At 37.6% G+C, this 23,900-nt stretch carries 28 protein-coding genes and 1 pseudogene; 7 read left to right on the top strand and 22 right to left on the bottom strand.

Annotated elements, in window-relative coordinates:
- Positions 1-45 precede the first annotated feature (45 nt).
- The 8 genes from HT729_RS10220 to dhaK all read right to left on the bottom strand — a co-directional run bounded on the left by HT729_RS10220 (position 46) and on the right by dhaK (position 5,161).
- On the bottom strand, positions 46-738 hold the full coding sequence (locus HT729_RS10220; protein WP_054393037.1) for a YjjG family noncanonical pyrimidine nucleotidase: 693 nt from the start codon (positions 736-738) through the stop codon (positions 46-48).
- Between the two features lie 124 nt (positions 739-862).
- Positions 863-1,081, bottom strand: coding sequence for a hypothetical protein (locus HT729_RS12240; RefSeq protein WP_078374344.1), 219 nt, complete (start codon positions 1,079-1,081; stop codon positions 863-865).
- Positions 1,082-1,129: 48 nt separating this feature from the next.
- A complete protein-coding gene (locus HT729_RS12235; RefSeq protein ID WP_054393038.1) occupies positions 1,130-1,342 on the bottom strand; it encodes a hypothetical protein in 213 nt (70 codons plus the stop codon).
- A gap of 112 nt (positions 1,343-1,454) precedes the next feature.
- Positions 1,455-1,634, bottom strand: coding sequence for a hypothetical protein (locus HT729_RS12625; protein ID WP_050208323.1), 180 nt, complete (start codon positions 1,632-1,634; stop codon positions 1,455-1,457).
- Positions 1,635-1,922: 288 nt separating this feature from the next.
- Positions 1,923-2,654, bottom strand: coding sequence for a hypothetical protein (locus HT729_RS10215; protein WP_050208299.1), 732 nt, complete (start codon positions 2,652-2,654; stop codon positions 1,923-1,925).
- 546 nt (positions 2,655-3,200) lie between these two features.
- Positions 3,201-3,575: a dihydroxyacetone kinase phosphoryl donor subunit DhaM gene (gene dhaM, locus HT729_RS10210; RefSeq protein ID WP_050236558.1), complete on the bottom strand. Its 375-nt coding sequence runs from the start codon at positions 3,573-3,575 to the stop codon at positions 3,201-3,203.
- The gene (gene dhaL / locus HT729_RS10205) at positions 3,575-4,150 is read right to left on the bottom strand and encodes a dihydroxyacetone kinase subunit DhaL (protein WP_054393040.1); all 576 of its coding nucleotides are present in this window, start codon (positions 4,148-4,150) and stop codon (positions 3,575-3,577) included. The genes dhaM and dhaL overlap by 1 nt, the downstream gene beginning before the upstream one ends.
- A gap of 21 nt (positions 4,151-4,171) precedes the next feature.
- The gene (gene dhaK / locus HT729_RS10200) at positions 4,172-5,161 is read right to left on the bottom strand and encodes a dihydroxyacetone kinase subunit DhaK (protein WP_172931993.1); all 990 of its coding nucleotides are present in this window, start codon (positions 5,159-5,161) and stop codon (positions 4,172-4,174) included.
- Positions 5,162-5,314: 153 nt separating this feature from the next.
- Between dhaK and dhaS the strand changes: the two genes are divergently transcribed.
- The 3 genes from dhaS (at position 5,315) to HT729_RS12230 (ending at position 7,041) form a co-directional block, all read left to right on the top strand.
- Positions 5,315-5,845: a dihydroxyacetone kinase transcriptional activator DhaS gene (gene dhaS / locus HT729_RS10195; protein WP_055356829.1), complete on the top strand. Its 531-nt coding sequence runs from the start codon at positions 5,315-5,317 to the stop codon at positions 5,843-5,845.
- Positions 5,842-6,831 (top strand): DhaKLM operon coactivator DhaQ, encoded by a 990-nt coding sequence (gene dhaQ, locus HT729_RS10190; protein ID WP_172931992.1) that lies wholly within the window; start codon positions 5,842-5,844, stop codon positions 6,829-6,831. The genes dhaS and dhaQ overlap by 4 nt, the downstream gene beginning before the upstream one ends.
- Positions 6,832-6,894: 63 nt before the next feature.
- Complete coding sequence (locus tag HT729_RS12230) at positions 6,895-7,041, top strand: hypothetical protein (protein ID WP_023941215.1); 147 nt, start codon at positions 6,895-6,897, stop codon at positions 7,039-7,041.
- Positions 7,042-7,103: 62 nt separating this feature from the next.
- Here the strand turns inward: HT729_RS12230 and ptsP are convergent, their stop codons facing one another.
- Together ptsP and HT729_RS10175 are read right to left on the bottom strand one after the other, a co-directional pair.
- Positions 7,104-8,837, bottom strand: coding sequence for a phosphoenolpyruvate--protein phosphotransferase (gene ptsP, locus HT729_RS10180; protein WP_050971595.1), 1,734 nt, complete (start codon positions 8,835-8,837; stop codon positions 7,104-7,106).
- A 5-nt stretch (positions 8,838-8,842) separates the two neighbouring features.
- Entirely contained in the window at positions 8,843-9,106 is a 264-nt protein-coding gene (locus HT729_RS10175; RefSeq protein ID WP_000146947.1) for a phosphocarrier protein HPr, read from the bottom strand.
- A 350-nt stretch (positions 9,107-9,456) separates the two neighbouring features.
- On the opposite strand from HT729_RS10175, the gene nrdH reads away from it, so the two are divergent.
- The 3 genes from nrdH (at position 9,457) to nrdF (ending at position 13,065) form a co-directional block, all read left to right on the top strand.
- Complete coding sequence (gene nrdH / locus HT729_RS10170; RefSeq protein WP_172930543.1) at positions 9,457-9,675, top strand: glutaredoxin-like protein NrdH; 219 nt, start codon at positions 9,457-9,459, stop codon at positions 9,673-9,675.
- An 80-nt stretch (positions 9,676-9,755) separates the two neighbouring features.
- Positions 9,756-11,915: a class 1b ribonucleoside-diphosphate reductase subunit alpha gene (gene nrdE, locus HT729_RS10165; RefSeq protein ID WP_172931991.1), complete on the top strand. Its 2,160-nt coding sequence runs from the start codon at positions 9,756-9,758 to the stop codon at positions 11,913-11,915.
- Between the two features lie 187 nt (positions 11,916-12,102).
- Positions 12,103-13,065 carry a class 1b ribonucleoside-diphosphate reductase subunit beta gene (gene nrdF / locus HT729_RS10160; RefSeq protein WP_000451364.1) on the top strand — a complete coding sequence of 321 codons (963 nt, stop codon included), beginning with the start codon at positions 12,103-12,105 and terminating at the stop codon, positions 13,063-13,065.
- Here the strand turns inward: nrdF and HT729_RS10155 are convergent.
- Positions 13,062-13,208, bottom strand: coding sequence for a hypothetical protein (locus HT729_RS10155; RefSeq protein WP_172931990.1), 147 nt, complete (start codon positions 13,206-13,208; stop codon positions 13,062-13,064). The two genes, nrdF and HT729_RS10155, sit on opposite strands and share 4 nt — an antisense overlap.
- Before the next feature lie 190 nt (positions 13,209-13,398).
- Here HT729_RS10155 and HT729_RS10150 point away from each other — a divergent pair, with 190 nt between their 5' ends.
- Positions 13,399-14,160, top strand: a complete 762-nt coding sequence (locus HT729_RS10150) for a DeoR/GlpR family DNA-binding transcription regulator (RefSeq protein WP_172931989.1) — start codon at positions 13,399-13,401, stop codon at positions 14,158-14,160.
- A gap of 291 nt (positions 14,161-14,451) precedes the next feature.
- Here HT729_RS10150 and HT729_RS10145 read toward each other — a convergent pair whose 3' ends face one another.
- From HT729_RS10145 to HT729_RS10095, 11 genes and pseudogenes are all read right to left on the bottom strand, one after another.
- A complete protein-coding gene (locus HT729_RS10145; protein WP_023936912.1) occupies positions 14,452-14,709 on the bottom strand; it encodes a DUF3884 family protein in 258 nt (85 codons plus the stop codon).
- A 42-nt stretch (positions 14,710-14,751) separates the two neighbouring features.
- Positions 14,752-16,158 carry a 6-phospho-beta-galactosidase gene (gene lacG, locus HT729_RS10140; protein ID WP_172931988.1) on the bottom strand — a complete coding sequence of 469 codons (1,407 nt, stop codon included), beginning with the start codon at positions 16,156-16,158 and terminating at the stop codon, positions 14,752-14,754.
- 338 nt (positions 16,159-16,496) lie between these two features.
- Complete coding sequence (locus HT729_RS10135) at positions 16,497-18,188, bottom strand: lactose-specific PTS transporter subunit EIIC (RefSeq protein ID WP_172931987.1); 1,692 nt, start codon at positions 18,186-18,188, stop codon at positions 16,497-16,499.
- Positions 18,188-18,505, bottom strand: a complete 318-nt coding sequence (locus HT729_RS10130; RefSeq protein ID WP_001078331.1) for a PTS lactose/cellobiose transporter subunit IIA — start codon at positions 18,503-18,505, stop codon at positions 18,188-18,190. The genes HT729_RS10135 and HT729_RS10130 overlap by 1 nt, the downstream gene beginning before the upstream one ends.
- 34 nt (positions 18,506-18,539) lie before the next feature.
- Entirely contained in the window at positions 18,540-19,376 is an 837-nt protein-coding gene (locus HT729_RS10125; protein WP_166736470.1) for a transcription antiterminator, read from the bottom strand.
- A 396-nt stretch (positions 19,377-19,772) separates the two neighbouring features.
- Entirely contained in the window at positions 19,773-20,390 is a 618-nt protein-coding gene (locus HT729_RS10120; RefSeq protein WP_172923148.1) for a hypothetical protein, read from the bottom strand.
- Between the two features lie 259 nt (positions 20,391-20,649).
- Positions 20,650-21,630, bottom strand: coding sequence for a tagatose-bisphosphate aldolase (gene lacD / locus HT729_RS10115; protein ID WP_001229114.1), 981 nt, complete (start codon positions 21,628-21,630; stop codon positions 20,650-20,652).
- A 1-nt stretch (position 21,631) separates the two neighbouring features.
- A complete protein-coding gene (locus tag HT729_RS10110) occupies positions 21,632-22,561 on the bottom strand; it encodes a tagatose-6-phosphate kinase (RefSeq protein WP_138702441.1) in 930 nt (309 codons plus the stop codon).
- A gap of 10 nt (positions 22,562-22,571) precedes the next feature.
- Positions 22,572-23,087 (bottom strand): galactose-6-phosphate isomerase subunit LacB, encoded by a 516-nt coding sequence (lacB, locus tag HT729_RS10105; RefSeq protein ID WP_001216912.1) that lies wholly within the window; start codon positions 23,085-23,087, stop codon positions 22,572-22,574.
- Between the two features lie 30 nt (positions 23,088-23,117).
- Positions 23,118-23,543: a galactose-6-phosphate isomerase subunit LacA gene (gene lacA / locus HT729_RS10100; RefSeq protein ID WP_000029273.1), complete on the bottom strand. Its 426-nt coding sequence runs from the start codon at positions 23,541-23,543 to the stop codon at positions 23,118-23,120.
- 157 nt (positions 23,544-23,700) lie between these two features.
- A pseudogene (locus HT729_RS10095) lies at positions 23,701-23,784 on the bottom strand (aldose epimerase); the annotation flags it as partial.
- Positions 23,785-23,900: the final 116 nt, after the last annotated feature.

Here is a 23,900-nt window from a genome sequence, read left to right as displayed (position 1 = left end):
TTTACTGCCTCTATTATAGCAAAAAGTGGCTTTCTAAACCACTTTTTACAGTTTATCTAAACAATCCAGCAAGTCTCGGTAAGAATGGACTTCGTAGGTTGGCTGGGCTTGTGTGGGATTTTCGAGTTGATGAGGATTGTACCAAATCGTGTCAATCCCAGCATTATTGCCACCTTGAATGTCGGCGGTTAGGGAATCTCCAATCATCAGCGTCTTTTCTTTGCTAAATCCAGCAATCTGTTGGCCAATCTTTTCATAAAAGAGAGCATCAGGCTTTTGTGTTTGCAATTGTTCAGAGATAAAGACTTGATTAAAATAAGGTGCCAGACCAGATTGAGCCAAACGTCCCGTCTGAATAGCAGTAATCCCATTTGTCGCAGCATATAAGTCATAATCACGCTCGATGAGACTATCTAAAAGTTCATGAGCACCTGAAAAAGCTTGCCCTTGCTGGGATAGGTAAAACTGGTAACGCTGGGCTAGAAAACTACCGTCTTTTCCCTGTCCAAAATGAGCAAATAAACGAGAAAAGCGCGTGTTAACCAGCTCTGGTTTACTGATTTTCTTTTGCTCTAAGTCCTTCCAGAGAGCCTTGTTCATAGGGACATAATAGTCTTTATAAGCCTGAATATCTGCAACCCCTTCTTCTTTTAGAAGTTGTGTCAAAGCCACATCCTCAGCAGCATCAAAATCAAGTAAGGTGTGGTCGAGGTCGAAGAGTAGAAATTTGTAGGACAATTTGGTGTTTTCCTTTCTAAGATAAACAACTTTCACTTCAGCCAGCTGTTTAATGTAAAAACTTAAAAGTGGTATAGTATCACAAAGAATAATCGTTCCAATTGATTAACTAATTCATACTATTCTAGTCAAGTTTATTTTTATTATAGAGAAATCTTCTATAAATTCGAGCAATAGTTAAAATACATACAAATATGACTCCCAAAATAGATAATACTATCTTCACAAAACTCATTTCCAAACCTATGACATATATATAAAAAAGAGGGGCTAATCCTACACATAGAGACAATAGATAACTACTAAATCTTATCTCTCCGATACCAGCAAAAAAATGTTTCATTTAAAATATCCCAATTTTACCTTTCATCTTTATAATCCACTAACAAATCTATTGACTTCTCATTTTTTTGAAAAATCTTGACAACAAATTTACTCCACTTAATGCTACTAAGACTTCAATGGGCAAAAAATAGTAATTCCATATCAAATGAGAAATCAGCAATGTTAGAAATAGTATACAGTCAATATAACCATTCTGAAAATACTCTGTAATTACATAATACAGAAACACCACAACCATCAAAATTAAAACAACCATCATAATGCTATCATCCTGTTCTTAATTTATTGTCACTTTTTCCATCCCATTCATCAATAGCATTAAAAATCCAATCAATAAATGATTACCTACTCACTAATTCTATTTCCAAAATTTAATTTTTTGGGGGATTTAGTAACGCAATTCCAATTAGCAATACACCTAATATAAATAAAAGTATTTCCCAAAATTTATTCTCAGTTTTAATAAAAGGTATAAGATACATGCTGACTAATATGGAACTTGCTCCTAAAAGAGCAAAGACCACTCTGACTCTATCACTTAGTTTAAACATATTTAATTCCCCATAAAATAAGCAGTGGCTATGTTTACTGTAACATTCCCCCGTCTTTATGTAGGGATAATCCCCCATCAAGACACCTCATCTCTTCTTACTCAATAGCAGCATAATTATTTGGTAATACGAGTTTCATAAGATTTCTCCTCTTTAACGTTGCATGGTTAGGATAGTTCTCTAATCAGTAATCGTTGACTGCGTTTAAAGCACTTTGTTACCTAGATAAAATACCCTTTCTCTACCTGATTTGATTTTAAAGAGAACTAAGATTTAACCATATCTATCTCACTTCTTATTTTTAAATAACTCATACTCTTTTTCTCTGATAAAGGGAAGTGAGAAATTAGAAAAAATTAGTAGAATTGAAAACAGATATTCGTCTTTTTGTATCACTAAAACATAACCTAAAAATATATAGACTATCAAATCTAATACAAACAGAGAAAATATCCTCCTTTTCATCATCTCACTTGAATTAAAGATTCTGTTTAATAGAAATTTTATCGTAGTATCTACACAAATTTTTATCAAAAAGATAAGAATCAATACACAATTATCAACTGTACTATGAAGAATAAATGGAAATATAGTTAATATAAAACTAGAAATCTCTAAATATTTTATCCAAGGAGATTGAGACATCTTACTTTTAAACTGACTGATTTTCCTATATTCACTAGCTAATCTAGTATCAAAATCTTTACCAATTATATTAAAGATTAAGAACTCCAGGATAAAAATACTGATTAATACAATATAAGTAAAAACCTTTCCTGGGAAATATTTATTGATTAAAATCGGGAAACTCATTAACAGAATCGAATTTATGGCTAGACAGATAGATACTATTTTATTTTTCACTGAATATATAGGGAGCGATACTATCGAATAGAGAAACGCTAAAAAAATAAGCAAGAAATACTCTGTGCTGCTCATTAGCGGCGCCCTTAATGATAAAAATAGATAGGCACCCCACACGATGATATGCGCTTTACGAATTGACTCTAAACTACTCATCTACCTACTCCTAAATCTATTTTTAGTTCACATTCTCTTTCCAACAAGTCATAAACGTTTCATGATATTTCTTTCTTCTACATTAGATAAAGTCGAAATACATTGTTAACAAATGAAAATATAATGATAAGGCTTTCTTTTACTTTAGACTACCATAAAACAAGGAATCTTTCAACAAAATTCATTGGCAAACTACTATTCTATACAATTGACAGCTCAAATCGTTCAGAATAGAACAATCCTAACTATCGAATACCCTAACTTCATAAATATCCATGTGATTCTAGGTCTAGAATTCCTATAAACTAAATGTTTTCGTACTCTTCTAAGTAATTGATTGCCTTAAACTTTAATTTTTGAAGGATTCTAAAGCTAGAATAGTCTCATCACAATCAGTTTTGAATGATTCACAATTTAGAAACACTATAGCTTTACTCTTGTTAAAATAAAAAGGAACTGCCCAAAGCAATCCCTTTTTATTTACTTAAAATTTGATAGTTGAGATAATCAATAGCCCACCTATAAAAAGTGTTATAGTAAAATTCCTTATTTATTGATTTCAAGCTCCGACAACTGTGTTTGAATAACTGACAGTTCTGCACCAGCCTGAAGAAGAGCAGCTGCAGTATAAGCACCTTCTACAATTGGAACCCTATTGATGATGATACTTTTATCACTGAAATCAGCCACCATTTCTAAGTTCATTTTAGCAGAACCCAGGTCAAAAAAGGCTAATAAGGTATCTGCTGGATTTTCGGAAACAACCCTATCTACTTGATCAAAACTTGTTCCAATTCCTCCATCTTCGGTTCCTCCTACATAAGTAATTGGAACATCTTTAGCTACTTCACTAATCAGTTCAACGACACCTTCTGCAATGTTTTTGGAATGTGAAACGATAACAAGACCAATACTTCCCATTAAACCACCCCAGTTTCTAAAAGAGCAGTAAAGAGTAATCCTGATGAGAATGATCCAGGATCAATATGTCCAAGAGAACGTTCTCCTACATAAGACGCCCTTCCTTTAGTTGCAAGTAAATCTTTGGTAGCATTCACTACCTTATCAATAACCTCTTGAGTCAATTGACCAGCAGACAAAGCAGCAATAACAGGAGTCCAAACATCAACCATTGTCTTTTCTCCAATTTCTGCTTTCCCACGTTTGATAATCATATCCAAACCACTTTGTAAGATTTCTTCTAATTTCGAATTTGAATCAGCCTTGGCCATGCCCATAAAAGCAGAGCCATACAAGGGACCAGAAGCACCGCCTACCTTACTCAGTAATTGCATTGAGACAAGTTTAAACACATCACTGCTTGTTTCAAATTGCTTTCCTTCTAAGTTTTCCATAACTGCAGCCATTCCACGCGCCATATTTCCACCGTGGTCTCCATCTCCTATAGGAGTGTCTAGCTCACTAAGGTAATCTTTCTGTTCTTGAATCTTTTCATTAAAAAGCTTCATCCATTCAAGAGCTTGTTCAGCATTCATGCGACATTTCCTCCTTGAATTTTACCAAGCTGGTGTAGTAACAGGTGCATTTAGAGCAGCCAACCACTCATCATCTGCCAATCGAATCAATGTTAATGACAAACCAGCCATATCGATTGAAGTCATATAGTTTCCAATTTTCTTAAATGCCAACTCAACACCTTTTTCATGGAGTAATTTAGCCACATCATTTGCAAATACGTATTGCTCCATAAGTGGTGTGCTTCCTAAACCATTGATGAGAAGCCCATAGCGTTCACCAGCTTTAAGTTGGAAACCTTCAGATAATTTTTCAACCAATTCTGAAGCCAATTGTGCTGAGGGTTGCATTTTCTCTTTCTTATATCCTGGCTCACCGTGAATACCAACTCCATATTCAAATTCATCATCTTCTAGAACAAAACCTGGTTTCCCAACCTCAGGAACGGTTGCTCCAGACAAGGCCAACCCAATTGTTTTAATTTCTAAGACAAGTTTGTCAGCTAAGTCCTTCATTTCAGATAATGATTTACCAGAACGAGCCGCATCACCCAAAATTTTATGGACTAATATAGTACCTGCAACACCACGACGCCCTTGGGTATAGAGACTATTTTCAACAGCGATATCATCATCGACTACAACACTTGCTACATCAATACCTTCCATTTCAGCAAGTTCTTGTGCAATTTCAAAGTTCATAATGTCACCAGAATAGTTCTTGATGACCATGAAAACTCCAGCACCTTCATCAGCCGCCTTAATGGCTTCTAAAATTTGATCCGGAGTAGGTGAAGTGAAGACTGCTCCACAAATGGCAGCAGACAACATTCCATCTCCTACAAATCCAGCATGACTGGGTTCATGTCCTGAACCTCCACCTGAAATGAGTCCAACTTTTCCTGTCTTTTCTGCCTTTCTAACGATAACATCAAAACCATCTAAGCGTTGAACCAAGTCATCATGCATGAATGACAACCCCTGCAACATTTCATCAACAACTTGTGTCTGTTCATTTATAATTTTTTTCATGAGAAACTCCTTTCGGCATGTATCTTTGTTTTCGCTTTCATTATATACTTTTTATTGCTGGATGATAAGGGACAGATTCTATTATTTGTCCCCTTTTAAACCCGTTTCAAACATTTTTTTGGTAAAATGAAGGAAGTAAAAGAAAGGCTTCCTATGGCATCATCACTCATTACAAAAAAACGGATTGCCAAGGCATTTAGAGACCTATTAGCTACTAGAGAATTTGATAAAATCTCCATTGTAGATATCATGGAATCAGCTGGCATTCGTAGACAGACCTTTTATAATCACTTTCTTGACAAATATGAACTGTTAGACTGGATATTTGAAACTGACTTAACCGAGTATATCACCAATAACTTGGACTTCATTTCAGGCCAAAAACTATTACAAGAATTATTTCTTTATTTCGAACAAGAGCGTGATTTTTATATTCAACTTTTTGATATTCAAGGGCAAAATAACTTCTATGACCACTTTATCAGCTACTGTCGCTTGCTTGTATCAAAAATTTTAAGAGAATATGGTCAGATTGATAGCGATTCATCCGCTTATACTTGTTTTTTGCTAGACTACCATTCACATGCTCTAGCAGAAATCGTGAAGGCTTACGTCAATAAAAAAAGTCCAGTTCCACAGCCAGACTTTCTCATCATGACAATTATTGGAAAGAGGCCACAATGACATTTATTTCAAATCATAAACAGAAAATTATTTCAAGTTACATTTCGGCAGCTGTCAGCAGTCATCCTAAATTAGAAAAGCACCCTACCTTACCATTAGTCTATCAAAAAAATCGCAATCCTCATCAGGTTCCAATATTGTCGGGTGGAGGTTCCGGTCACGAACCTGCGCATATTGGATATGTGGGAGAAGGAATGCTTACTGCTGCTATCTATGGCCAATTATTTACTCCTCCTACAAGAACTGAAATCTTAGAGTCCATTCGTTTTTTAAACAATGGTCACGGTGTCTTCATCATTGTAAAAAATTTCGAAGCAGACATCAAAGAATTTAGCTGGGCCATTAACACTGCTAGAAAAGAAGGAATTAAAGTCCGCTATAGTCTAGCGCACGACGATATTTCCATTGAACCTCACAATAGATTTCAAATTAGAGGAAGAGGACTTGCAGGGACAATCTTACTTCATAAAATCCTAGGATTTGCAGCTCAAAATGGTGCCGACATCGAGCAACTAACTGATTTAGGTCATGAACTTGCTCCCGAAATCGCAACAATTGGCTTTGCAACGAAATCGGCTAGTCTCCCCCAAGCCACCCTTCCACTATTTAACTTAGAAGAAGGAAATATTTCTTATGGTATTGGGATACATGGCGAAGAAGGCTATCGTATAGTCCCATTCCAATCATCGGAAATCCTTGCAAATGAAATTATAAGTAAATTAAGATTGCACTATCATTGGAAAAAGGGTGATCAATTTATATTGCTTGTAAATAATCTAGGCACTACCAGCAACTTAGAAATGGGTATATTTATCAATGATTTCCTTCAACTCTTAGAAATTGAAGGAATCACTATTACATTTATAAAATCAGGAACATTTATGACCAGTCTGGATATGGCAGGTATATCCGTAACTCTTTGCCCTGCGAAAAATAAACAATGGTTAGAAGCGCTCAATGCTCCAACAACAGCTTTTTCATGGTAATTTGCTTGTATAACTCAAAAGGGCTACATCACTTGTTAGACCTTTGCTTTTATCTTATACTCAATGAAAATCAAGGAGCAAACTAGGAAACTAGCCGCAGGTTGCTCAAAACACAGTTTTGAGGTTGTAGATAAGACTGACGAAGTCAGTGAGCATATCTACGTTAAGGCGACGCTGACGTGGTTTGAAGAGATTTTGAAAGAGTATTAGACCATACTTTTCCAAAATGCGCCCAAAAAACCTTGCAACTAGGTTACAAGGTTGATCACACATTAATCGAAGTTAACGTATTCTTTTTGAAGTTCAAGAACTTCTTCCATTGTTGAACACTCTGTAAGGGCACGGTTTGCGTACTCTTCCATCTTAGCAGTATCCAATTTCTTCATCAAACTACGTGTACGAAGGACAGATGTTGCTGACATAGAAAACTCATCCAAGCCCATTCCGACAAGAAGTGGAACAGCTTTTTGATCGCCAGCCATCTCACCACACATACCAGCCCATTTACCTTCAGCGTGAGCTGCCTTGATAACGTTGTTGATCAAGCGAAGGATTGATGGGTTATATGGTTGGTAAAGGTATGAAACTTGCTCGTTCATACGGTCTGCCGCCATTGTGTATTGGATCAAGTCGTTTGTACCAATTGAGAAGAAGTCTACTTCTTTAGCAAATTGGTCTGCAAGCATGGCTGCTGCAGGAATTTCAATCATGATACCAACTTGGATATCATCTGCAACTGCAACTCCTTCTGCAAGAAGGTTTGCTTTTTCTTCGTCAAAGACTGCTTTAGCTGCACGGAATTCTTTCAAAAGGGCAACCATTGGGAACATGATACGCAATTGACCATGAACAGAAGCACGAAGAAGGGCACGGATTTGTGTACGGAACATTGCATCTCCAGTTTCAGAAATAGAGATACGAAGGGCACGGAATCCAAGGAATGGGTTCATTTCGTGTGGCATATCGAAGTAAGGAAGTTCCTTATCTCCACCAATATCCATTGTACGAACAACCACTGGTTTACCATTCATTCCCTCAAGAACAGCCTTATACGCTTCATACTGCTCATCTTCTGTTGGGAAGTCTTGAGAATCCATGTACAAGAACTCTGTACGGTAAAGTCCAACAGCTTCTGCACCGTTGTTGTTAACACCTTCAACGTCTTTTGGAGTACCGATGTTAGCTGCCAACTCGAAGTGTTTACCGTCAGCAGTCACTGTTTGAGCATCTTTCAAAAGTGCCCATTCAGCTTTTTGTTTAGCATAAGCTTCACCAGCTGCTTTAAATTCTGCCGCTTGTTCATCTGTTGGGTTGATAATCACTTCACCAGTAATTCCGTTAACGGCAAGGATATCACCGTCTTTGACGATTTCAGTGATGTTATTTGTTCCCAATACAGCTGCAATTTCAAGTGTACGTGCCATGATAGCTGAGTGGCTTGTACGTCCACCGATGTTTGTTACAAAAGCTTTTACAAAGTTTTTGTCCAATTGAGCTGTATCAGATGGTGTTAAGTCATGTGCAATCACGATTACTTCTTCATTGATAGAAGCTGGGTTTGGCAATTTCTTACCAAGAAGGTTTGCCAATACACGTTTTGTCACGTCGCGGATATCCGCTGCACGTTCTTGCATGTATGGGTTGTCTTCCATGCCTTCAAAGATAGTGATGAACATATCAGTCACTTCTTTCAGACCTGCTTCTGCATTGACTTTCTTAGCACGAATTGTTTCTTTAATCTGACCAATCAATTCTGGGTCAGAAAGAACCATCAAATGAGCGTCAAAAACTTGAGCCGCTTCTTCACCAAGCGTACCTACAGCTTTCTCGCGGATAAGAGAAAGCTCGTTTTGAGAAGCTTCAAGAGCAACATCCAAACGAGCCTCTTCTGCGTTTGTATCTTCGACTGAAATAGTCTCGAATGACAAATCCGGTTGAACGAGTAGATATGCTTTTGCAACTGCAACACCGTCAGATGCTGCGATTCCTTTAAGCATTTCTGTCATTTCCCTTATGCCAATCCTTCTTTTTCCATTGTTTCTGAGATTGCAGCGATGGCGTCATCTGCATCTGCACCTTCAGCTGAGATAGTTACGTCAGCACCTTGGCCAACACCAAGACTCATAACACCCATAATTGATTTAAGGTTAACTGATTTACCTTTGTATTCAAGAGTGATATCTGAAGCAAATTTGCTAGCAGTTTGCACCAACAATGTTGCTGGACGTGCGTGAATACCTGTTTCTGCCACTACGTGGAAATCTTTAGAAGCCATAGTTTGACTCTCCTTTTGTTCTTTCTTTTTTTGAGTTATATGTGATAACCCTTACAGTTTGGTATTATACCATCTTCTAGGATTTTTTTCAAGCATTTTCTGGATTTTCCTTCAATTTCCTTTCAGATAACTTGCTGAAAATCTTCTATCCTAGATAACAAAACACAGGATATAGTTTCTTCAAAAACAATTTATAGGATAATTATTGCTGTTTTATAAAACAAACACTACATATTGTGTTTTGTGAGCTTTGCTAGAAAAACAGACCACTATATTTAGTTCAAATCATTGACAAAATTTTATTTTCTGATATACTAGGATAGTATTAAATTTTGAAGAGGAGTTACACAATGGTAACCGTTTATTCTAAAAACAACTGTGTCCAATGTAAGATGACCAAACGTTTCTTGGACAGTAATAATGTCTCTTATCGTGAAATCAATCTTGATGAGCAACCTGAGTACATCGATCAAGTTAAAGAGCTCGGTTTTAGCGCAGCTCCTGTTATCCAAACACCATCTGAAGTCTTTTCAGGTTTCCAACCAGGAAAACTGAAACAATTAGCATAATCTTAGTACATCATCCAGAAGAAACTGCTTCTAGGGCTAACTTAGAGGCCTTTCTTTTGTAATTAGATAAGGGAAATTTTATGGGATTAAAACATCTTGAAGACGTGACTTACTTCCGTCTCAATAACGAAATCAACCGTCCTGTCAATGGACAAATCATGCTTCATAAAGATAAGGAAGCCTTGGATGCCTTCTTTAAAGAAAATGTCGTTCCAAACACTATGGTTTTTGATTCAATTAAAGATAAAATCAACTACCTCATTGACCACAACTACATCGAAACAGCCTTTATCAAGAAATACCGTACAGAGTTCTTGGAAGAATTGGCTCAATTTATCAAAGACCAAAACTTCCAATTCAAGTCTTTCATGGCAGCTTATAAATTTTACAATCAATATGCTTTGAAAACTAACGACGGTGAATACTATCTTGAAAGCATGGAAGACCGTGTCTTCTTTAACGCCCTTTATTTCGCTGATGGGAATGAAGCTGTTGCAATCGATATTGCCAATGAAATCATCCACCAACGCTACCAACCTGCTACTCCTTCCTTTTTGAACGCAGGTCGTGCTCGTCGTGGGGAGTTGGTATCTTGCTTCCTGATTCAAGTAACGGATGATATGAACTCTATCGGACGTTCTATCAACTCAGCACTTCAACTTTCACGTATTGGTGGTGGTGTGGGAATTACCCTCAGCAACCTTCGTGAAGCTGGTGCACCTATCAAGGGGTATGAAGGAGCAGCTTCTGGGGTCGTTCCAGTTATGAAGCTTTTTGAAGACAGCTTCTCTTACTCCAACCAATTGGGGCAACGTCAAGGTGCCGGTGTTGTCTACCTCAACGTCTTTCACCCTGATATCATCGCCTTCCTTTCAACTAAGAAAGAAAACGCCGATGAAAAAGTTCGTGTCAAAACCCTATCACTTGGTGTTGTAGTACCAGATAAATTCTACGAATTGGCGCGTAAAAATGAAGAAATGTACCTCTTCAGTCCTTACTCTGTAGAAAAAGAATACGATGTGCCATTCAACTACATCGACATCACTGAAAAATACGATGAATTGGTCGCAAATCCAAATATTCGCAAGACAAAAATCAAGGCGCGTGATTTGGAAACTGAAATCTCTAAATTGCAACAAGAGTCTGGCTACCCTTATGTAGTCAACATTGATACGGCTAACCGTGCAAACCCAGTTGATGGTAAGATTATCATGAGTAACTTGTGTTCTGAGATTCTTCAAGTCCAAGAACCAAGCTTGATCAACGATGCTCAAGAATTCCTTCAAATGGGAACGGACGTTTCATGTAACCTTGGTTCAACCAACGTGGTTAACATGATGACTTCACCTGATTTTGGTCGTTCTATCCGTGCTATGGTTCGTGCCCTTACTTTCGTTACAGATAGTTCACACATCGTAGCTGTTCCTACCATCGACCATGGAAATAGCCAAGCTCACACCTTTGGACTTGGTGCCATGGGACTTCACAGCTACCTTGCCCAACAATTGATTGAATATGGATCGCCTGAATCTGTTGAATTTACAAGCATCTACTTCATGCTCATGAATTACTGGACCTTGGTAGAATCAAACAATATTGCGCGTGAACGTGGTATTACCTTCCACAACTTTGAAAAATCAGACTATGCTAACGGAAGCTACTTCGACAAGTATGTGACTGGCGAGTTTGTTCCAAAATCAGACCGTGTTAAAGAACTCTTCAAAGATGTCTTTATCCCTGGTGCTGCTGATTGGGCTGAACTTCGCGACAAGGTTCAAGCAGATGGTCTTTACCACCAAAATCGCCTTGCTGTAGCGCCAAATGGTTCTATCAGCTATATCAACGACGTTTCTGCTTCTATCCACCCGATTACGCAACGTATCGAAGAACGCCAAGAGAAGAAAATTGGGAAAATCTACTATCCTGCTGCTGGCTTGTCTACAGAAACCATTCCTTACTACACTTCTGCCTACGATATGGATATGCGTAAAGTCATCGATGTTTACGCTGCTGCGACTGAACACGTGGATCAAGGACTTTCACTCACCCTCTTCATGCGCAGTGACATTCCAAAAGGCCTTTACGAATGGAAGAGGGAAAATAAACAAACGACACGTGACTTGTCCATCCTTCGGAACTATGCCTTTAACAAGGGAATCAAGTCTATCTACTACGTCCGCACCTTTACAGATGACGGTGGAGAAGTCGGTGCCAACCAATGTGAAAGCTGTGTGATTTAGTTTCTAGCATAGAAACACTATTTTTCCCTAAGCAGCACTGATAAAATCAAATCTACTAGGTCATAACATAATTTATGTAACATTTTAAAAGTCGGGCTTCCGACTTTTTGTGCGATACTCCTATAGAATTATGGTAAAATAGAAATAATTGTGAGTTCGCAATACTAAACACAGAAAGAGATTTCAAATGGAAACTTACTACAAAGCCATTAACTGGAATGCCATCGAAGATGTCATCGATAAATCAACTTGGGAAAAGCTGACGGAGCAATTCTGGCTCGATACACGTATTCCCTTGTCAAACGACTTGGATGACTGGAGAAAGCTATCTAACAAAGAAAAAGACTTGGTTGGAAAAGTCTTTGGTGGTTTAACCCTTCTCGACACTATGCAATCTGAAACTGGGGTTCAAGCCCTTCGCGCAGACATCCGTACACCACATGAGGAAGCTGTTTTCAATAACATCCAATTTATGGAATCTGTCCACGCTAAATCTTACTCATCAATCTTCTCTACCTTAAATACTAAGGCTGAGATTGAAGAAATTTTCGAATGGACCAATACCAATCCTTACCTACAAAAGAAGGCTGAGATTGTCAACGAAATCTACCTAAACGGTAGCCCACTTGAAAAGAAAGTTGCTAGCGTTTTCCTAGAAACCTTCCTCTTCTATTCAGGTTTCTTCACTCCCCTCTACTATCTTGGTAACAACAAACTTGCCAACGTTGCGGAAATCATCAAATTGATTATTCGTGATGAATCTGTTCACGGAACCTACATTGGTTACAAATTCCAACTTGGTTTCAATGAATTACCTGAAGAAGAGCAAGAAAAGCTAAAAGAATGGATGTACGACTTACTCTATACTCTTTATGAAAATGAAGAAGGCTACACAGAGAGCCTCTATGACGGTGTTGGTTGGACGGAAGAAGTTAAAACCTTCCTTCGTTACAATGCTAACAAGGCTCTCATGAATCTGGGACAAGATCCACTCTTCCCAGACTCAGCAGATGATGTGAACCCAATCGTCATGAACGGTATTTCAACAGGAACATCTAACCACGACTTCTTCTCTCAAGTCGGAAATGGTTACCTCCTTGGTGAAGTTGAAGCCATGCAAGATGATGACTACAACTACGGTTTGGACTAATACTCTTCGAAAATCTCTTCAAACCACGTCAGCTTCGCCTTGCCGTAGATATGCTTACTGACTTCGTCAGTCTTATCTACAACCTCAAAACTGTGTTTTGAGCAACCTACGGCTAGCTTCCTAGTTTGCTCTTTGATTTTCATTGAGTATAATTCTCCACCACTCTTAACCATCAAAAAGTAAACTAGAAACAACAAAATAATAACTTAATAAAAATATCGAAAGCTTTGAAAATAAACCTCGATATTTTTGTTTTTGTTTTATTTTGTTGTTTTTGTATTTGAATGATGAGCTAGTTTATGGTAAGATAGTAGTAGGAAACGAGGTGATAATATGCTCAAACAAGAAAAATTAACCAAAATTTTAGAGATAGTAAATAGTAAAGGAACCATAACGGTTAAGCAGATTATGGACGAAATAGCCGTTTCAGATATGACTGCAAGGCGCTATTTACAGGAATTAGCTGATAAAGATTTGCTGATTCGTGTGCATGGTGGAGCTGAAAAACTTCGAACCAACTCCCTTTTGACTAATGAGCGATCAAATATTGAAAAACAAGCCCTCCAAACGGCAGAAAAACAAGAAATAGCCCGTTTTGCAGGCAGTCTAGTAGAAGAAAGAGAAACTATTTTTATTGGACCAGGAACAACATTAGAATTTTTTGCGCGCGAATTGCCTATTGACAATATCCGCGTCGTGACCAACAGTCTACCTGTTTTTCTGATTTTAAGCGAACGAAAATTAACAGATTTGATTTTGATAGGTGGAAATTATCGCGATATTACAGGTGCTTTTGTTGGCACATTGACCCTACAAAATCTCTCTAATCTCCAATTTTCTAAAGCTTTCGTTAGCTGTAATGGTATTCAAAACGGGGCTCTAGCTACTTTTAGCGAGGAAGAGGGAGAGGCTCAACGCATCGCTTTAAATAATTCTAATAAAAAATATTTACTCGCAGATCATAGTAAGTTCAATAAGTTTGATTTTTATACTTTTTATAATGTATCAAATCTTGATACTATTGTTTCAGATTCTAAACTAAGTGATTCAATCCTTTTTAAGCTATCTAAACACATTAAAGTCATCAAGCCTTAATAAACTGAAAGAGCCTGAGTAACAACTCAATTTCAGAAGAAAAAAAGTAAATCTTCCCACAATAAAACGCATAGTATCAAGGTTTTTCAACACCTGATATTATGCGTTTTTCTGTATCAAAGACTTTTTGCCCAATTGCTTTATCTGCCACCTCAAAGCTATGCATTGAGAAATCTGCGACTCGCTTCCTAGTTTAAAGTTGCTCTTTGATTTTCATTGAGTATAAGCAACGTGATTAGATAAGAGTTTTGCAGAGTACTAGATATAAGATTTAACTTTTTTGGAAATTGCTTATGATTGTTGAAACGGCATAAAATCTGAATCAAAGGAGATAGTATCCCGTTCTTCAGGATTGATAAAATTTAAAAACAAATTTTTAAATTCTTCTAGCTCATAGTCTGAATGGCAAATCCATTCTTTACCGGTAGAGACATACCATTTTCCAAGTTTTTTCAGCTCCTCATTAGTCAAACAAGGTATTTGAGAACATTTATCAAAATTGATAATATAAACTTTTTCATAAATAGATTGGATAAAATCTTTGAACATCTTTTTGCCTCACTAGAATTCTATATCTAATGACTCATTCTACTAGTCTATAATCTGACTTTCCGCTACTTTCTTGTACCAGTGAGCTGATTTCTTAGGATAACGTTCTTGAGTTTCAAAGTCTACATAGAAGAGACCGTAACGTTTTTCATAACCGTTTGACCATGAGAAGACGTCCATCAATGACCAAATGAAGTAACCTTTTACATTAGCTCCATCTGCAATCGCATCAGACAAGACCTCTAAGTGTTGTTTCACATAATCAATACGGCCATCATCGTAAACAGTGTTATCAACGAACTCATCTTTATATCCAAGACCATTTTCAGTGATGTAAATCTTCTTGTAGTTCGGATAATCTTTCTTCACGCGCATGATTTGGTCATACAAACCTTGAGGGTAGATAATCCAATCCCAATCCGTACGTGGTACATAGTCAGGAGCTACACGACGACCAACACCTTTGATTTGGTATTTAGAGCTTCCTTTCTCACCCTTACCATTATGGATAATTTCAGTTTCTCCATCAAATGCTTCCATCCAATCACTCATATAGTAGTTGATGCCTAGAAAATCATTCAAGTCTTTTGCTGCTTCTAATGCTGTAAAATCTTCTTCACGAAGATCCAAGCTACCACCATTGACTGATAAGATATGGTTGACACCTTCCATCGTTTCAGCTGAATAGCGACCTAGATAAGTTGCATCCAAGATAAATTTATTGTGAATAATATCTTCCAACTCAGCTGCACGAACATCTGCTGGATTTTTAGGATCCAAAGGATACTTAGTTGGCAGAGCGTGAACAACACCAATTTCACCTTTATATCCTTTATCTTTATATAGTTTCACAGCGCGTGCATGAGAAACCATCATATTGTGGTGCGATTGGAAAACTTTGGCAAGGTCGTACTGAATACCTGGAGGGAATTTACCAACCAAGTATTGACCATCACCAATTGGCCCAATTTCATTAAAGGTTGTCCAATAGTTTACTTCTGGAAATTCTTCAAAACAGAAGGCTGCGTAGTCTACAAAGTGTTCAATATTTTCACGGTTTAAGAAGTCTCCATTTGAGTGGAGAGCTTCTGGCGTGTCAAAGTGATGGAGAGTTACAAAAGGTTCAACGTGACGTTTGTGACACTCTGCAAATAGATTATGATAAAACTCAACACCTTTAGCATTTACTTGACCATAACCAGTCGGGAAAATACGTGACCAGGCAATAGAAATTCGAATGCCATTGACACCATACTCTTCTGCTAGCTTGAGGTCAACTGGATATCGATTGTAAAAATCACTGGCTGGTTCTGCAGTGTACCAGTAGTTATCTTCAAGATATTTATCCCACGCTACTGGTCCTTTACCATCAGTATGTGTAGCACCTTCTGCTTGATAAGCAGCTGTAGCGCCACCGAAAATAAAGTCTTTTGGTAATGTTTTTGTCATTTTTTTCACCTATTTCATGATTTAAATAAAGTAAAAGTGAGAGGAGAGGAGTCAGTGAGCCATCCTTCTCCATCTCACTTCTTGTACCAAGTCACCAAATTGTGACATGAGGAGGTAAAAACGATGTCTTTTTACCGAGGAATTAACAAGGCGATTAGGAAATTCGCCATAGCGATTTCCGTAACGATAGGAGACTATTTCAGAGTCCCTAGCCTTAATCGAATTGTGACATGAGGAGGTAAAAACGATACTTTTTTACCGAGGAATTAACAAGGCGATTAGGAAATTCGCCATAGCGATTTCCGTAACGATAGGAGACTATTTCAGAGTCCCTAGCCTTAATCGAATTGCGCTTGTACAAATGCAAGAGCACCTTTTCCATCACGGGTTAATTTGATGTATTGAGCGCCTTCTGTCTTAGCAAGTTTAATACCGAGTTTATCTGTTTCTGCTTTCATATCTTCAAAGTTTGAAGCAACTTGAGGGGCAAGGATAACCAAATCAAACTCTGGCAACATTTCACGGTGAGCACCATAGCCACCTGCTGCTGCTTTCACAGGGACATTGTATTCTGCTGCTGCCTTATTCAAAGCATTTGCAAGGAGACCACTTGTCCCTCCACCTGCACAGAGAACGAGAACATTTGTTTCTTCAGTGATGGTATTTTGTGTTGCTTCTACACCCGCTTTTTCAAGAATAGCATCTGCTTTTGCAGTGTTAAAGTTTGCAGCAACTTTTTCTTTCAATTCATCATTAGACTTACCTGAACGCTCTTCTTCAAGAATTTGTTCATCATAGACTTTAAGGAATGGATAGTAAATGACTACGTCAACCACGATTAGAAGGGCAGCAAGAATGAATGATAGCACTTGGAAGTTGGTACCAAGAACTAGACCTAGTGGAGCTGGAGTTGTCCATGGTAGATTAGCAGTAAATGAGTTCATTCCAAGTGTTTCAATAAAGAATTTGAAGATCCATACGTTTGCGATTGGAGCAAAGATAAATGGAATGAAGAAGATTGGATTTAATACCAATGGTGCACCAAACAAGATTGGTTCGTTGACACCAAAGAAGGTTGGAACAACAGACGCACGTCCGATTGCACGGTTACGTTTTGATTTTGTTAACCACATGAACATGAATGGAACAACCAGTGTCGCACCAGTACCACCCATGGTAACGATAAACATTTGTGTACCAGAAGTAAGAATCTTGTCAGCATGCATCCCTTGTTGGAGAAGGTTCAAGTTGACTTCGGCATTGGCATAGGTAATCGCTGCGATTGCTGGTTCAACGATAGATGGACCATGAATACCAACAAACCAGAAGAAGGCAAAGGCACCAAAGATAATGGTAATACCAAGATAGCCATCAGCAGCAGAGAAGAGTGGTGCAAAGAATTTACCGATTGATTCAGCTACGCTTGCACCCACAAAATGACGAGCTAGTAAATCAAGAGCATAAAGTGAAACAACTGAGAGAGTGAATGGAATCACATCTTTAAAGACTTGTGAGATATTTGGTGGAACTTCGTCAGGCATACGAATAGTGACGTTGTTCTTAACACAGACCTTATAGATAGCTACTGTAACAAAGGCAGCAAGGAAGGCTGAAAGCAAACCTTTTGTTCCAAGGAAATCTGTTGCAAAACCACCTGCAATTGGGTCAGCTGCCAACATCAACAAACCAACAATTGCTGCCAACAATGTTGACATATAGTTGATTTGATTGGTTTTCTCCATGCTCCGGTTTACTGAGTCGGTCAATGACTTGGCTGTTGTACCAGCTACTAAGAGAGCCAGAATTCTCATTGAATAGCTGTAAGGTTTCATCAGAAAGGCTACAACTTCATCAGACCATTTAAAGCCCCATGAGTTTGGTACAAAGGCAATCAAGATAAAAATACTTGAGAAGAGAATAACAGGCATACCTGCAATGAAACCATCACGAATAGCACGAAGATAGATATTACGAGATAATTTCTCGAAGAAAGGCTTTCCTTTCTCGATAAAGGCGATTAACTTATTCATTATTTAACTCCTCTCTTATAAAGTTCGATTAAGTGGTGCATCAAATCTTTTAACAAGATAGTTGTCATCAAGTGGTCTTGGCCATGCATCATGGTTACACTATACGCTAAGTCCTCACCTGAAGCCTCCTTAGTTAATAGACTTGTTTGCGCGTGGTGAGCCTCTGCAATACAGCTACCAGCTTCCTCTACCAGAGCGTCCGCTTTTTCAAAATCACCAGCTTCAGCAGCCTTCAAGGCTTCCAATAGTTTTGAACGAGCATCGCCAGCATAGGCTACGATTTCAAAACCTAACAATGTTACTTCTTCTCTATTCATGATAGAATTCTCCTTATATAATTTTAAATAATTTTTATGATAATAAACGTTGGATATGTAGAACTAGATAAACTCGTTCACTTTTATACAAATCAAGACCCGTATGTTGCGTAATCACATCATAGATCTTGGAGCCAATCTCGAAGGCTTTTGGATATGATTGTTTAATATGATCTTCCATATCCAGAAGTGATTGGTTATCATCTCTAGATCTGTCTAAATAATCCAAGAAATAATTCAAATGAATCATAAAACGATCATAGAAATGGGTATTCTCTTTGGTTCGCTGAATTGCATAGTCCCTTAGGACTTTTTCAACATTCCTGAGAATTTCTTTCCTCTTATCAATCGACTCAACCACTTGGACTTCATTCTCACCTTCGGCATTGATGAAATGATAAGCAATCCGAATAATTTCGTCCTCAGGAAAATGATCTGCTAACTTCTGACGGTAAATTTCAAAAGCTTCGTTTGCGATTTGAAAAGCGACAGGATACTTGGCAGAAATATCTGGCAGATTACTATCCTTGTACCTTCCTTGAGTTAGAGCTTGGTAAGAACAGTAAATATGATCTGTCAAGGTTACATAGAGATACTCTTGAATCGGATAGTGATATTTCTTGGAAAGCTTATCAATAATCTCATAGGTCACTGTGATAAAATCAAGCGGAACATCTTTGAGAAGAGCCATAAAGTTTTCTCTGGACTCTTCGGTCTTCATCCGAAAGATTTTCTCAACCTGCTGTTCAGCAATCAAATCTCCCTTCTTCTTTCCGAATGCAATCCCCTTACCAATCACAATCACTTCTTCTCCCTTATCATTTCTGACAAGCGAGACATTGTGATTCATTGGATTTAGAATTCGATACATGTCAACCTCCTTTTATATCTTAAAGGTATATGAGTATAAAAAATGACCACAAATGAACTAGAAAATCAGCCGATTTCTAATTCACCTGTGATCATGCCTAATATTACTTAGTAACACTCACCTTGTATTAACTTGTGATTTAAGTATAGCACAAGTAAGTTATTTTGTAAACCTTTACATACAACTTTTTTTAAACTTAACTATGTTCTAAAATTCATCAAACAGAGGCTCTGTTTTTATTTATTTTTGTAAATCAAAACAAAAACAGGAAGACAGAAAAATAAAAAAGTAGCTACATTTTTAAAATTCATTAAATCTAATAAACAAAGAACACAAGAAACTATAAAACAAAATACGGTTATTTTTTTAAACGAACTATTCATAAAGAAATAACCTTTAAGGTAAATCTATGGTGTAAACAAGGTTTACAAATGGCACCTCTACTGTAGCTACAGCAACTGTCCAATAATTTTCTACAGCAGTTTTTACAGCCCAGCCAATCGCACCATTTATTACAGCAACAAACCCAGCCGTAACAGGATTAACCGCAAATTGTTTTAAATGCCATCCAGCATATCCAGTAGCGAAAGCTCCAGCAGCCCAGCCACCCATCCCCCTCACTTGAGGACCAAGATTGAAACGAAAACCTACAGGACCTCTTTCGTAAACGTTAGGCAACTCTTTTACAGCTTCATACATCAAACTTGCTTCTTGTACAGAAATACCAATATTTTTTGCTAGCTCTTCAGGAGTACCTTTTAAATTTATATTTCCAAATTTATCTACATAAAAATAATCTTCCAAAATTTGACCAGCATTTACAATATCTTCTGAAACCGAAACATTATAAAATTTATTCCCATCAACATTCAAAACAATATCATTTGCTTTATCTACTCTAGTTAGGGCACTATCTGCAAATACAGAATGACTAACCATAGGTAAGGCTGATGAGAATATTGAAACAATACCTAGTCCTACAACTAACGCTTTAAAACTCTTTTTAGTAGCCATTTATCTTCTCCTTTTATAAAACAACGAATTGAAATGTGCGTCTAAATATAGTTTATTCTGGCAATATTGTTTCCGTATTATTCCTTCCTAGCTCGTAAAATAAACTATACCTTATTTTTATTATACTTCATCTAGTTACTTTCTAATTCATATTAACTTGTGATTTAAGTGTAGCACAAGTAAGTTATTTTGTGAATCTTTACATACAACTTTTTTTAAAATTTTTTTAGATTCATGTTCCTAACCTAGGAGGACTTGCTTACACGCGTTCTTTCCATGAAGTTGCTGTTGTTTGAAGAACTTTGTTGAGTTCGTCAATGTTTTCAAAACCAGTTGTGCGAAGCCATTCACGAGCTGCTGCTTCACCATCTTTGATGTATGCTTCAACTGATCCAGCCCATGTAGCACGGCCACAAAGAACACCATTGAAGTTTGCACCTGATTCATGGGCAAATACAAGAGTATCTTGGAAGAGTTTAGCTGATACACCAGCACTCAAGTAGATGTATGGCAAGTTCGTTGCTTCATCTTGTGCTTTGAAGAAGGCTGCTGCTTCTTCACGTGTATAAACTACTTCACCTTCAGCGAAACCTTCAACATATTTAATGTTAACAGGAACTTCTACTTTCAAGACATCAATGTTAAAGCGTGGGTCTGAGAAAACTTTCATAGCACCAATAACTTTGTGTGGTTTTACTTTCGCGTATTCTACTGAACCTGCGTCAGCAATTTTTTCATCGTAAGCAAGGATTTCAAGGAAGAATGGAATATCTTCAGCCACACACTCAGAACCGATACGTTCGATGTAAGCTTGTTTTTCTTGGTTGAGTTCGTCTGAACTATCTACATCATAGTAAAGCAAGAACTTAACTGCATCTGCACCTTCTTCTTTAATACGTTTTGCAGACCAAACATCCAAGCAGTCAGGCAAGCGTTTTGTACTTGTTGTGTCATAACCTGTTTTTTCATAAGCAAGGAGAAGACCAGCTTTTTCATCAAGAGCTTTAGTTGCTGGAAGTCCATATTCAGGATCAAGAAGCATAGATGAAGCGTATTTAGTTAATTCATCTGCTACCAAAACTTTAAGTTCTTCCATTTGAGCTACAGTTGGTTCTTCTGTTTGGTGTTGAGCCATGAGACGTTTCAAAGCACCACGTTGGTCAAATGCAAGAGCTGAGATGATACCATTTTCATCAGAAAGTTTTTCTAAGCGTGCACGTTTTTGTTCTGTTAAAGCCATTTTATACCTCTTTTACTATTAATTGATCATATAGAGCTTGATAGTTGGCCATGTTGACATGACCAGTCATTTTTTCTTGAGCATTGAGCATACCAAGGACATTTGCCTTGATGAGTAATGCTGCATCCGATTCTTTGTGAAGAAGTCCTGAAGAAATTCCTGCTACAGTAGAATCTCCAGATCCAACAGGATTTACTACCTGAATTCTAGGAATATCTACCTTGTAGAAAGTGTCTCCATGTTTGGCAAAGGCACCGTTGGCACCAAGTGAAACGATAATCCATTCAATACCTGCAAACAAAGGTTCTTGAAGGACTTCTTTTAATTCATCCAAATCCTCAGAAACTTCTCTTCCAAGGAGCTGAGACAATTCCTCATTATTTGGTTTGATGACTGTTGGTTTATGTGGTGATTCAAGAACCGCCTGAAGTGCTGCACCAGAGCAGTCCAAGACAACAGGCTTGCCAGCTTGATTAGCAAGTTCTACCAAACTGGCATAGTAATCAACTGGAAGGCCAGCTGGCAGACTGCCTGAGATAGCTACTACTTCAACTGACTCCAAGAGTTTTTTGAAATGTTCCAAAAAGTCTTGACCTTCCTGTTCCAATACTACAGGACCTTTTTCAAGAACTTCTGTTTGGTTGTCTCCGTGAAGAATAGCGATACAGTTACGAGTTTCTCCCTGAATAGAAAAGAAATCTTTCTTAACATTATCATCAATATTTTCAACCAAAAACTCACCAAGTTTGCCACCCACTAAACCAGTAGCAAGAACAGAATCGCCAAATTCTGAAAGTACTCGGGTAACATTGAGTCCCTTACCACCAGCCGTTTTGGTTACATCCACCACACGATTGACAGTATCAATCTTCAACTCATCCAAGGGATAGGAAATATCAATGGATGGGTTCATTGTGACTGTTAAAATCATAGGTCACCTCTTAGTCGTGGTATTCTCCGCGATCCCATTTTTCAAGGAATTCAGTGAAGAAGTTTGCGTCTGTTTGTCGATTATTGTGACTTTCAAGGTGTTCAATTTTCGCAATCAATTTTTTATTTTCTTCAGATGGTTTGTATTCAGCATGGATGAAAGCTTCGATGATATCACACATAAGCAATTCACCAGTAATCTTACCACCAAAACCAATAACGTTAGCGTTCAATTGTTCTTTAGCATAAAGGGCTGTTGTCATATCACGAACCAAGGCAGAACGAACACCAGGAACTTTATTTACAGCGTTGTTGATACCAACACCAGTACCACAGATACATACTCCAAGATCAGCTTGACCGCTAGTTACAGCTTCCCCTACTTTTTTACCAAAGATTGGGTAGTGAGTACGTGTATGGTCATATGTACCAAAGTCAATAACTTCATATCCTTTTGATTTCAAAAATTCTGAAACCGCCATTTTTTCATCTGTTACGATGTGGTCACATCCAATTGCAATTCTCATTTTTAACTTACCTTTCTTACTATAATCTAATTAGCACATTTTATTCAACATGTCGACACGGATTTGATGACGTCCACCATCGTATTGACCGTTAACAAATCCTTTAGCGATATTTTTAGCCAATTCATCACCAACAAGTTGTGCTCCCATAGTGATCATACGTGAGTTGTTGTGGCCACGAGTCATATAAGCTGAACGTTCGTCAGATACTTCTGCAGCAACCATTCCTTTGATCTTAGTTGCGACCATAAATGGACCAGCTCCATAAGCATCAATCACGATACCAAGGTTTTGTTCTTCTTTGTTTACTTCTGCAGCAACAGCAAGAGTCACATCAACAAAGTCTTGACCTTCAGCTGTAACATCCACAAGGTGGAAGTTTTCTTTTTCTAAGAAGTCTTTCACAACTTCTTTCAATCTCAAACCTGCAGCATCTGCACCGATAACAATAGACATATTGTATACTCCTTTTTATTTTTTCTATGCTGGATTCCAGCAGTGTATTGGCTGTCTTTAAAAAACAGTCAATTAGTCCTCACAAACATAATATACTACTATTGTTTGAAAAAGTCAATAGTTTGTGTTTGTTTTTGTTGTTTATTTTTTTGATTTTTTATAAAACTTCTATCTCAAACCCTAATTCTTCAACCTGATTGGCTTCTAAGAGACGAACATTCTTCTTATCTTCTAAATGATTTTCTGCTGAATTTTAAGCAGACTATCATTTCTCTTTTTAGAATCAAAAGGACGAGATTGTGGAAGCTCTGTGGGACTAATAGGTTGTGGCATTCAAATATCGTAACCGCCCAATAA

Source organism: Streptococcus sp. 79 (assembly GCF_013277425.1).
In the GTDB taxonomy this organism is placed as follows: domain Bacteria; phylum Bacillota; class Bacilli; order Lactobacillales; family Streptococcaceae; genus Streptococcus; species Streptococcus pseudopneumoniae.
The sequence above is the reverse complement of the archived record's forward strand: the minus strand, read 5'-3'. Positions and strand labels throughout refer to the sequence as shown.

Excerpts from the sequence above, each read along its gene's own strand:
- HT729_RS12240 (WP_078374344.1), bottom strand. The coding sequence starts at position 1,081 with ATGAAACATTTTTTTGCTGGTATCGGAGAGATAAGATTTAGTAGTTAT.
- HT729_RS12235 (WP_054393038.1), bottom strand. The coding sequence starts at position 1,342 with ATGATGGTTGTTTTAATTTTGATGGTTGTGGTGTTTCTGTATTATGTA.
- HT729_RS12625 (WP_050208323.1), bottom strand. The coding sequence starts at position 1,634 with ATGTTTAAACTAAGTGATAGAGTCAGAGTGGTCTTTGCTCTTTTAGGA.
- HT729_RS10215 (WP_050208299.1), bottom strand. The coding sequence starts at position 2,654 with ATGAGTAGTTTAGAGTCAATTCGTAAAGCGCATATCATCGTGTGGGGT.
- dhaM (WP_050236558.1), bottom strand. The coding sequence starts at position 3,575 with ATGGGAAGTATTGGTCTTGTTATCGTTTCACATTCCAAAAACATTGCA.
- dhaL (WP_054393040.1), bottom strand. The coding sequence starts at position 4,150 with ATGAATGCTGAACAAGCTCTTGAATGGATGAAGCTTTTTAATGAAAAG.
- dhaK (WP_172931993.1), bottom strand. The coding sequence starts at position 5,161 with ATGAAAAAAATTATAAATGAACAGACACAAGTTGTTGATGAAATGTTG.
- dhaS (WP_055356829.1), top strand. The coding sequence starts at position 5,315 with ATGGCATCATCACTCATTACAAAAAAACGGATTGCCAAGGCATTTAGA.
- dhaQ (WP_172931992.1), top strand. The coding sequence starts at position 5,842 with ATGACATTTATTTCAAATCATAAACAGAAAATTATTTCAAGTTACATT.
- HT729_RS12230 (WP_023941215.1), top strand. The coding sequence starts at position 6,895 with ATGAAAATCAAGGAGCAAACTAGGAAACTAGCCGCAGGTTGCTCAAAA.
- ptsP (WP_050971595.1), bottom strand. The coding sequence starts at position 8,837 with ATGACAGAAATGCTTAAAGGAATCGCAGCATCTGACGGTGTTGCAGTT.
- HT729_RS10175 (WP_000146947.1), bottom strand. The coding sequence starts at position 9,106 with ATGGCTTCTAAAGATTTCCACGTAGTGGCAGAAACAGGTATTCACGCA.
- nrdH (WP_172930543.1), top strand. The coding sequence starts at position 9,457 with ATGGTAACCGTTTATTCTAAAAACAACTGTGTCCAATGTAAGATGACC.
- nrdE (WP_172931991.1), top strand. The coding sequence starts at position 9,756 with ATGGGATTAAAACATCTTGAAGACGTGACTTACTTCCGTCTCAATAAC.
- nrdF (WP_000451364.1), top strand. The coding sequence starts at position 12,103 with ATGGAAACTTACTACAAAGCCATTAACTGGAATGCCATCGAAGATGTC.
- HT729_RS10155 (WP_172931990.1), bottom strand. The coding sequence starts at position 13,208 with ATGAAAATCAAAGAGCAAACTAGGAAGCTAGCCGTAGGTTGCTCAAAA.
- HT729_RS10150 (WP_172931989.1), top strand. The coding sequence starts at position 13,399 with ATGCTCAAACAAGAAAAATTAACCAAAATTTTAGAGATAGTAAATAGT.
- HT729_RS10145 (WP_023936912.1), bottom strand. The coding sequence starts at position 14,709 with ATGTTCAAAGATTTTATCCAATCTATTTATGAAAAAGTTTATATTATC.
- lacG (WP_172931988.1), bottom strand. The coding sequence starts at position 16,158 with ATGACAAAAACATTACCAAAAGACTTTATTTTCGGTGGCGCTACAGCT.
- HT729_RS10135 (WP_172931987.1), bottom strand. The coding sequence starts at position 18,188 with ATGAATAAGTTAATCGCCTTTATCGAGAAAGGAAAGCCTTTCTTCGAG.
- HT729_RS10130 (WP_001078331.1), bottom strand. The coding sequence starts at position 18,505 with ATGAATAGAGAAGAAGTAACATTGTTAGGTTTTGAAATCGTAGCCTAT.
- HT729_RS10125 (WP_166736470.1), bottom strand. The coding sequence starts at position 19,376 with ATGTATCGAATTCTAAATCCAATGAATCACAATGTCTCGCTTGTCAGA.
- HT729_RS10120 (WP_172923148.1), bottom strand. The coding sequence starts at position 20,390 with ATGGCTACTAAAAAGAGTTTTAAAGCGTTAGTTGTAGGACTAGGTATT.
- lacD (WP_001229114.1), bottom strand. The coding sequence starts at position 21,630 with ATGGCTTTAACAGAACAAAAACGTGCACGCTTAGAAAAACTTTCTGAT.
- HT729_RS10110 (WP_138702441.1), bottom strand. The coding sequence starts at position 22,561 with ATGATTTTAACAGTCACAATGAACCCATCCATTGATATTTCCTATCCC.
- lacB (WP_001216912.1), bottom strand. The coding sequence starts at position 23,087 with ATGAGAATTGCAATTGGATGTGACCACATCGTAACAGATGAAAAAATG.
- lacA (WP_000029273.1), bottom strand. The coding sequence starts at position 23,543 with ATGTCTATTGTTATCGGTGCAGATGCTGCAGGTTTGAGATTGAAAGAA.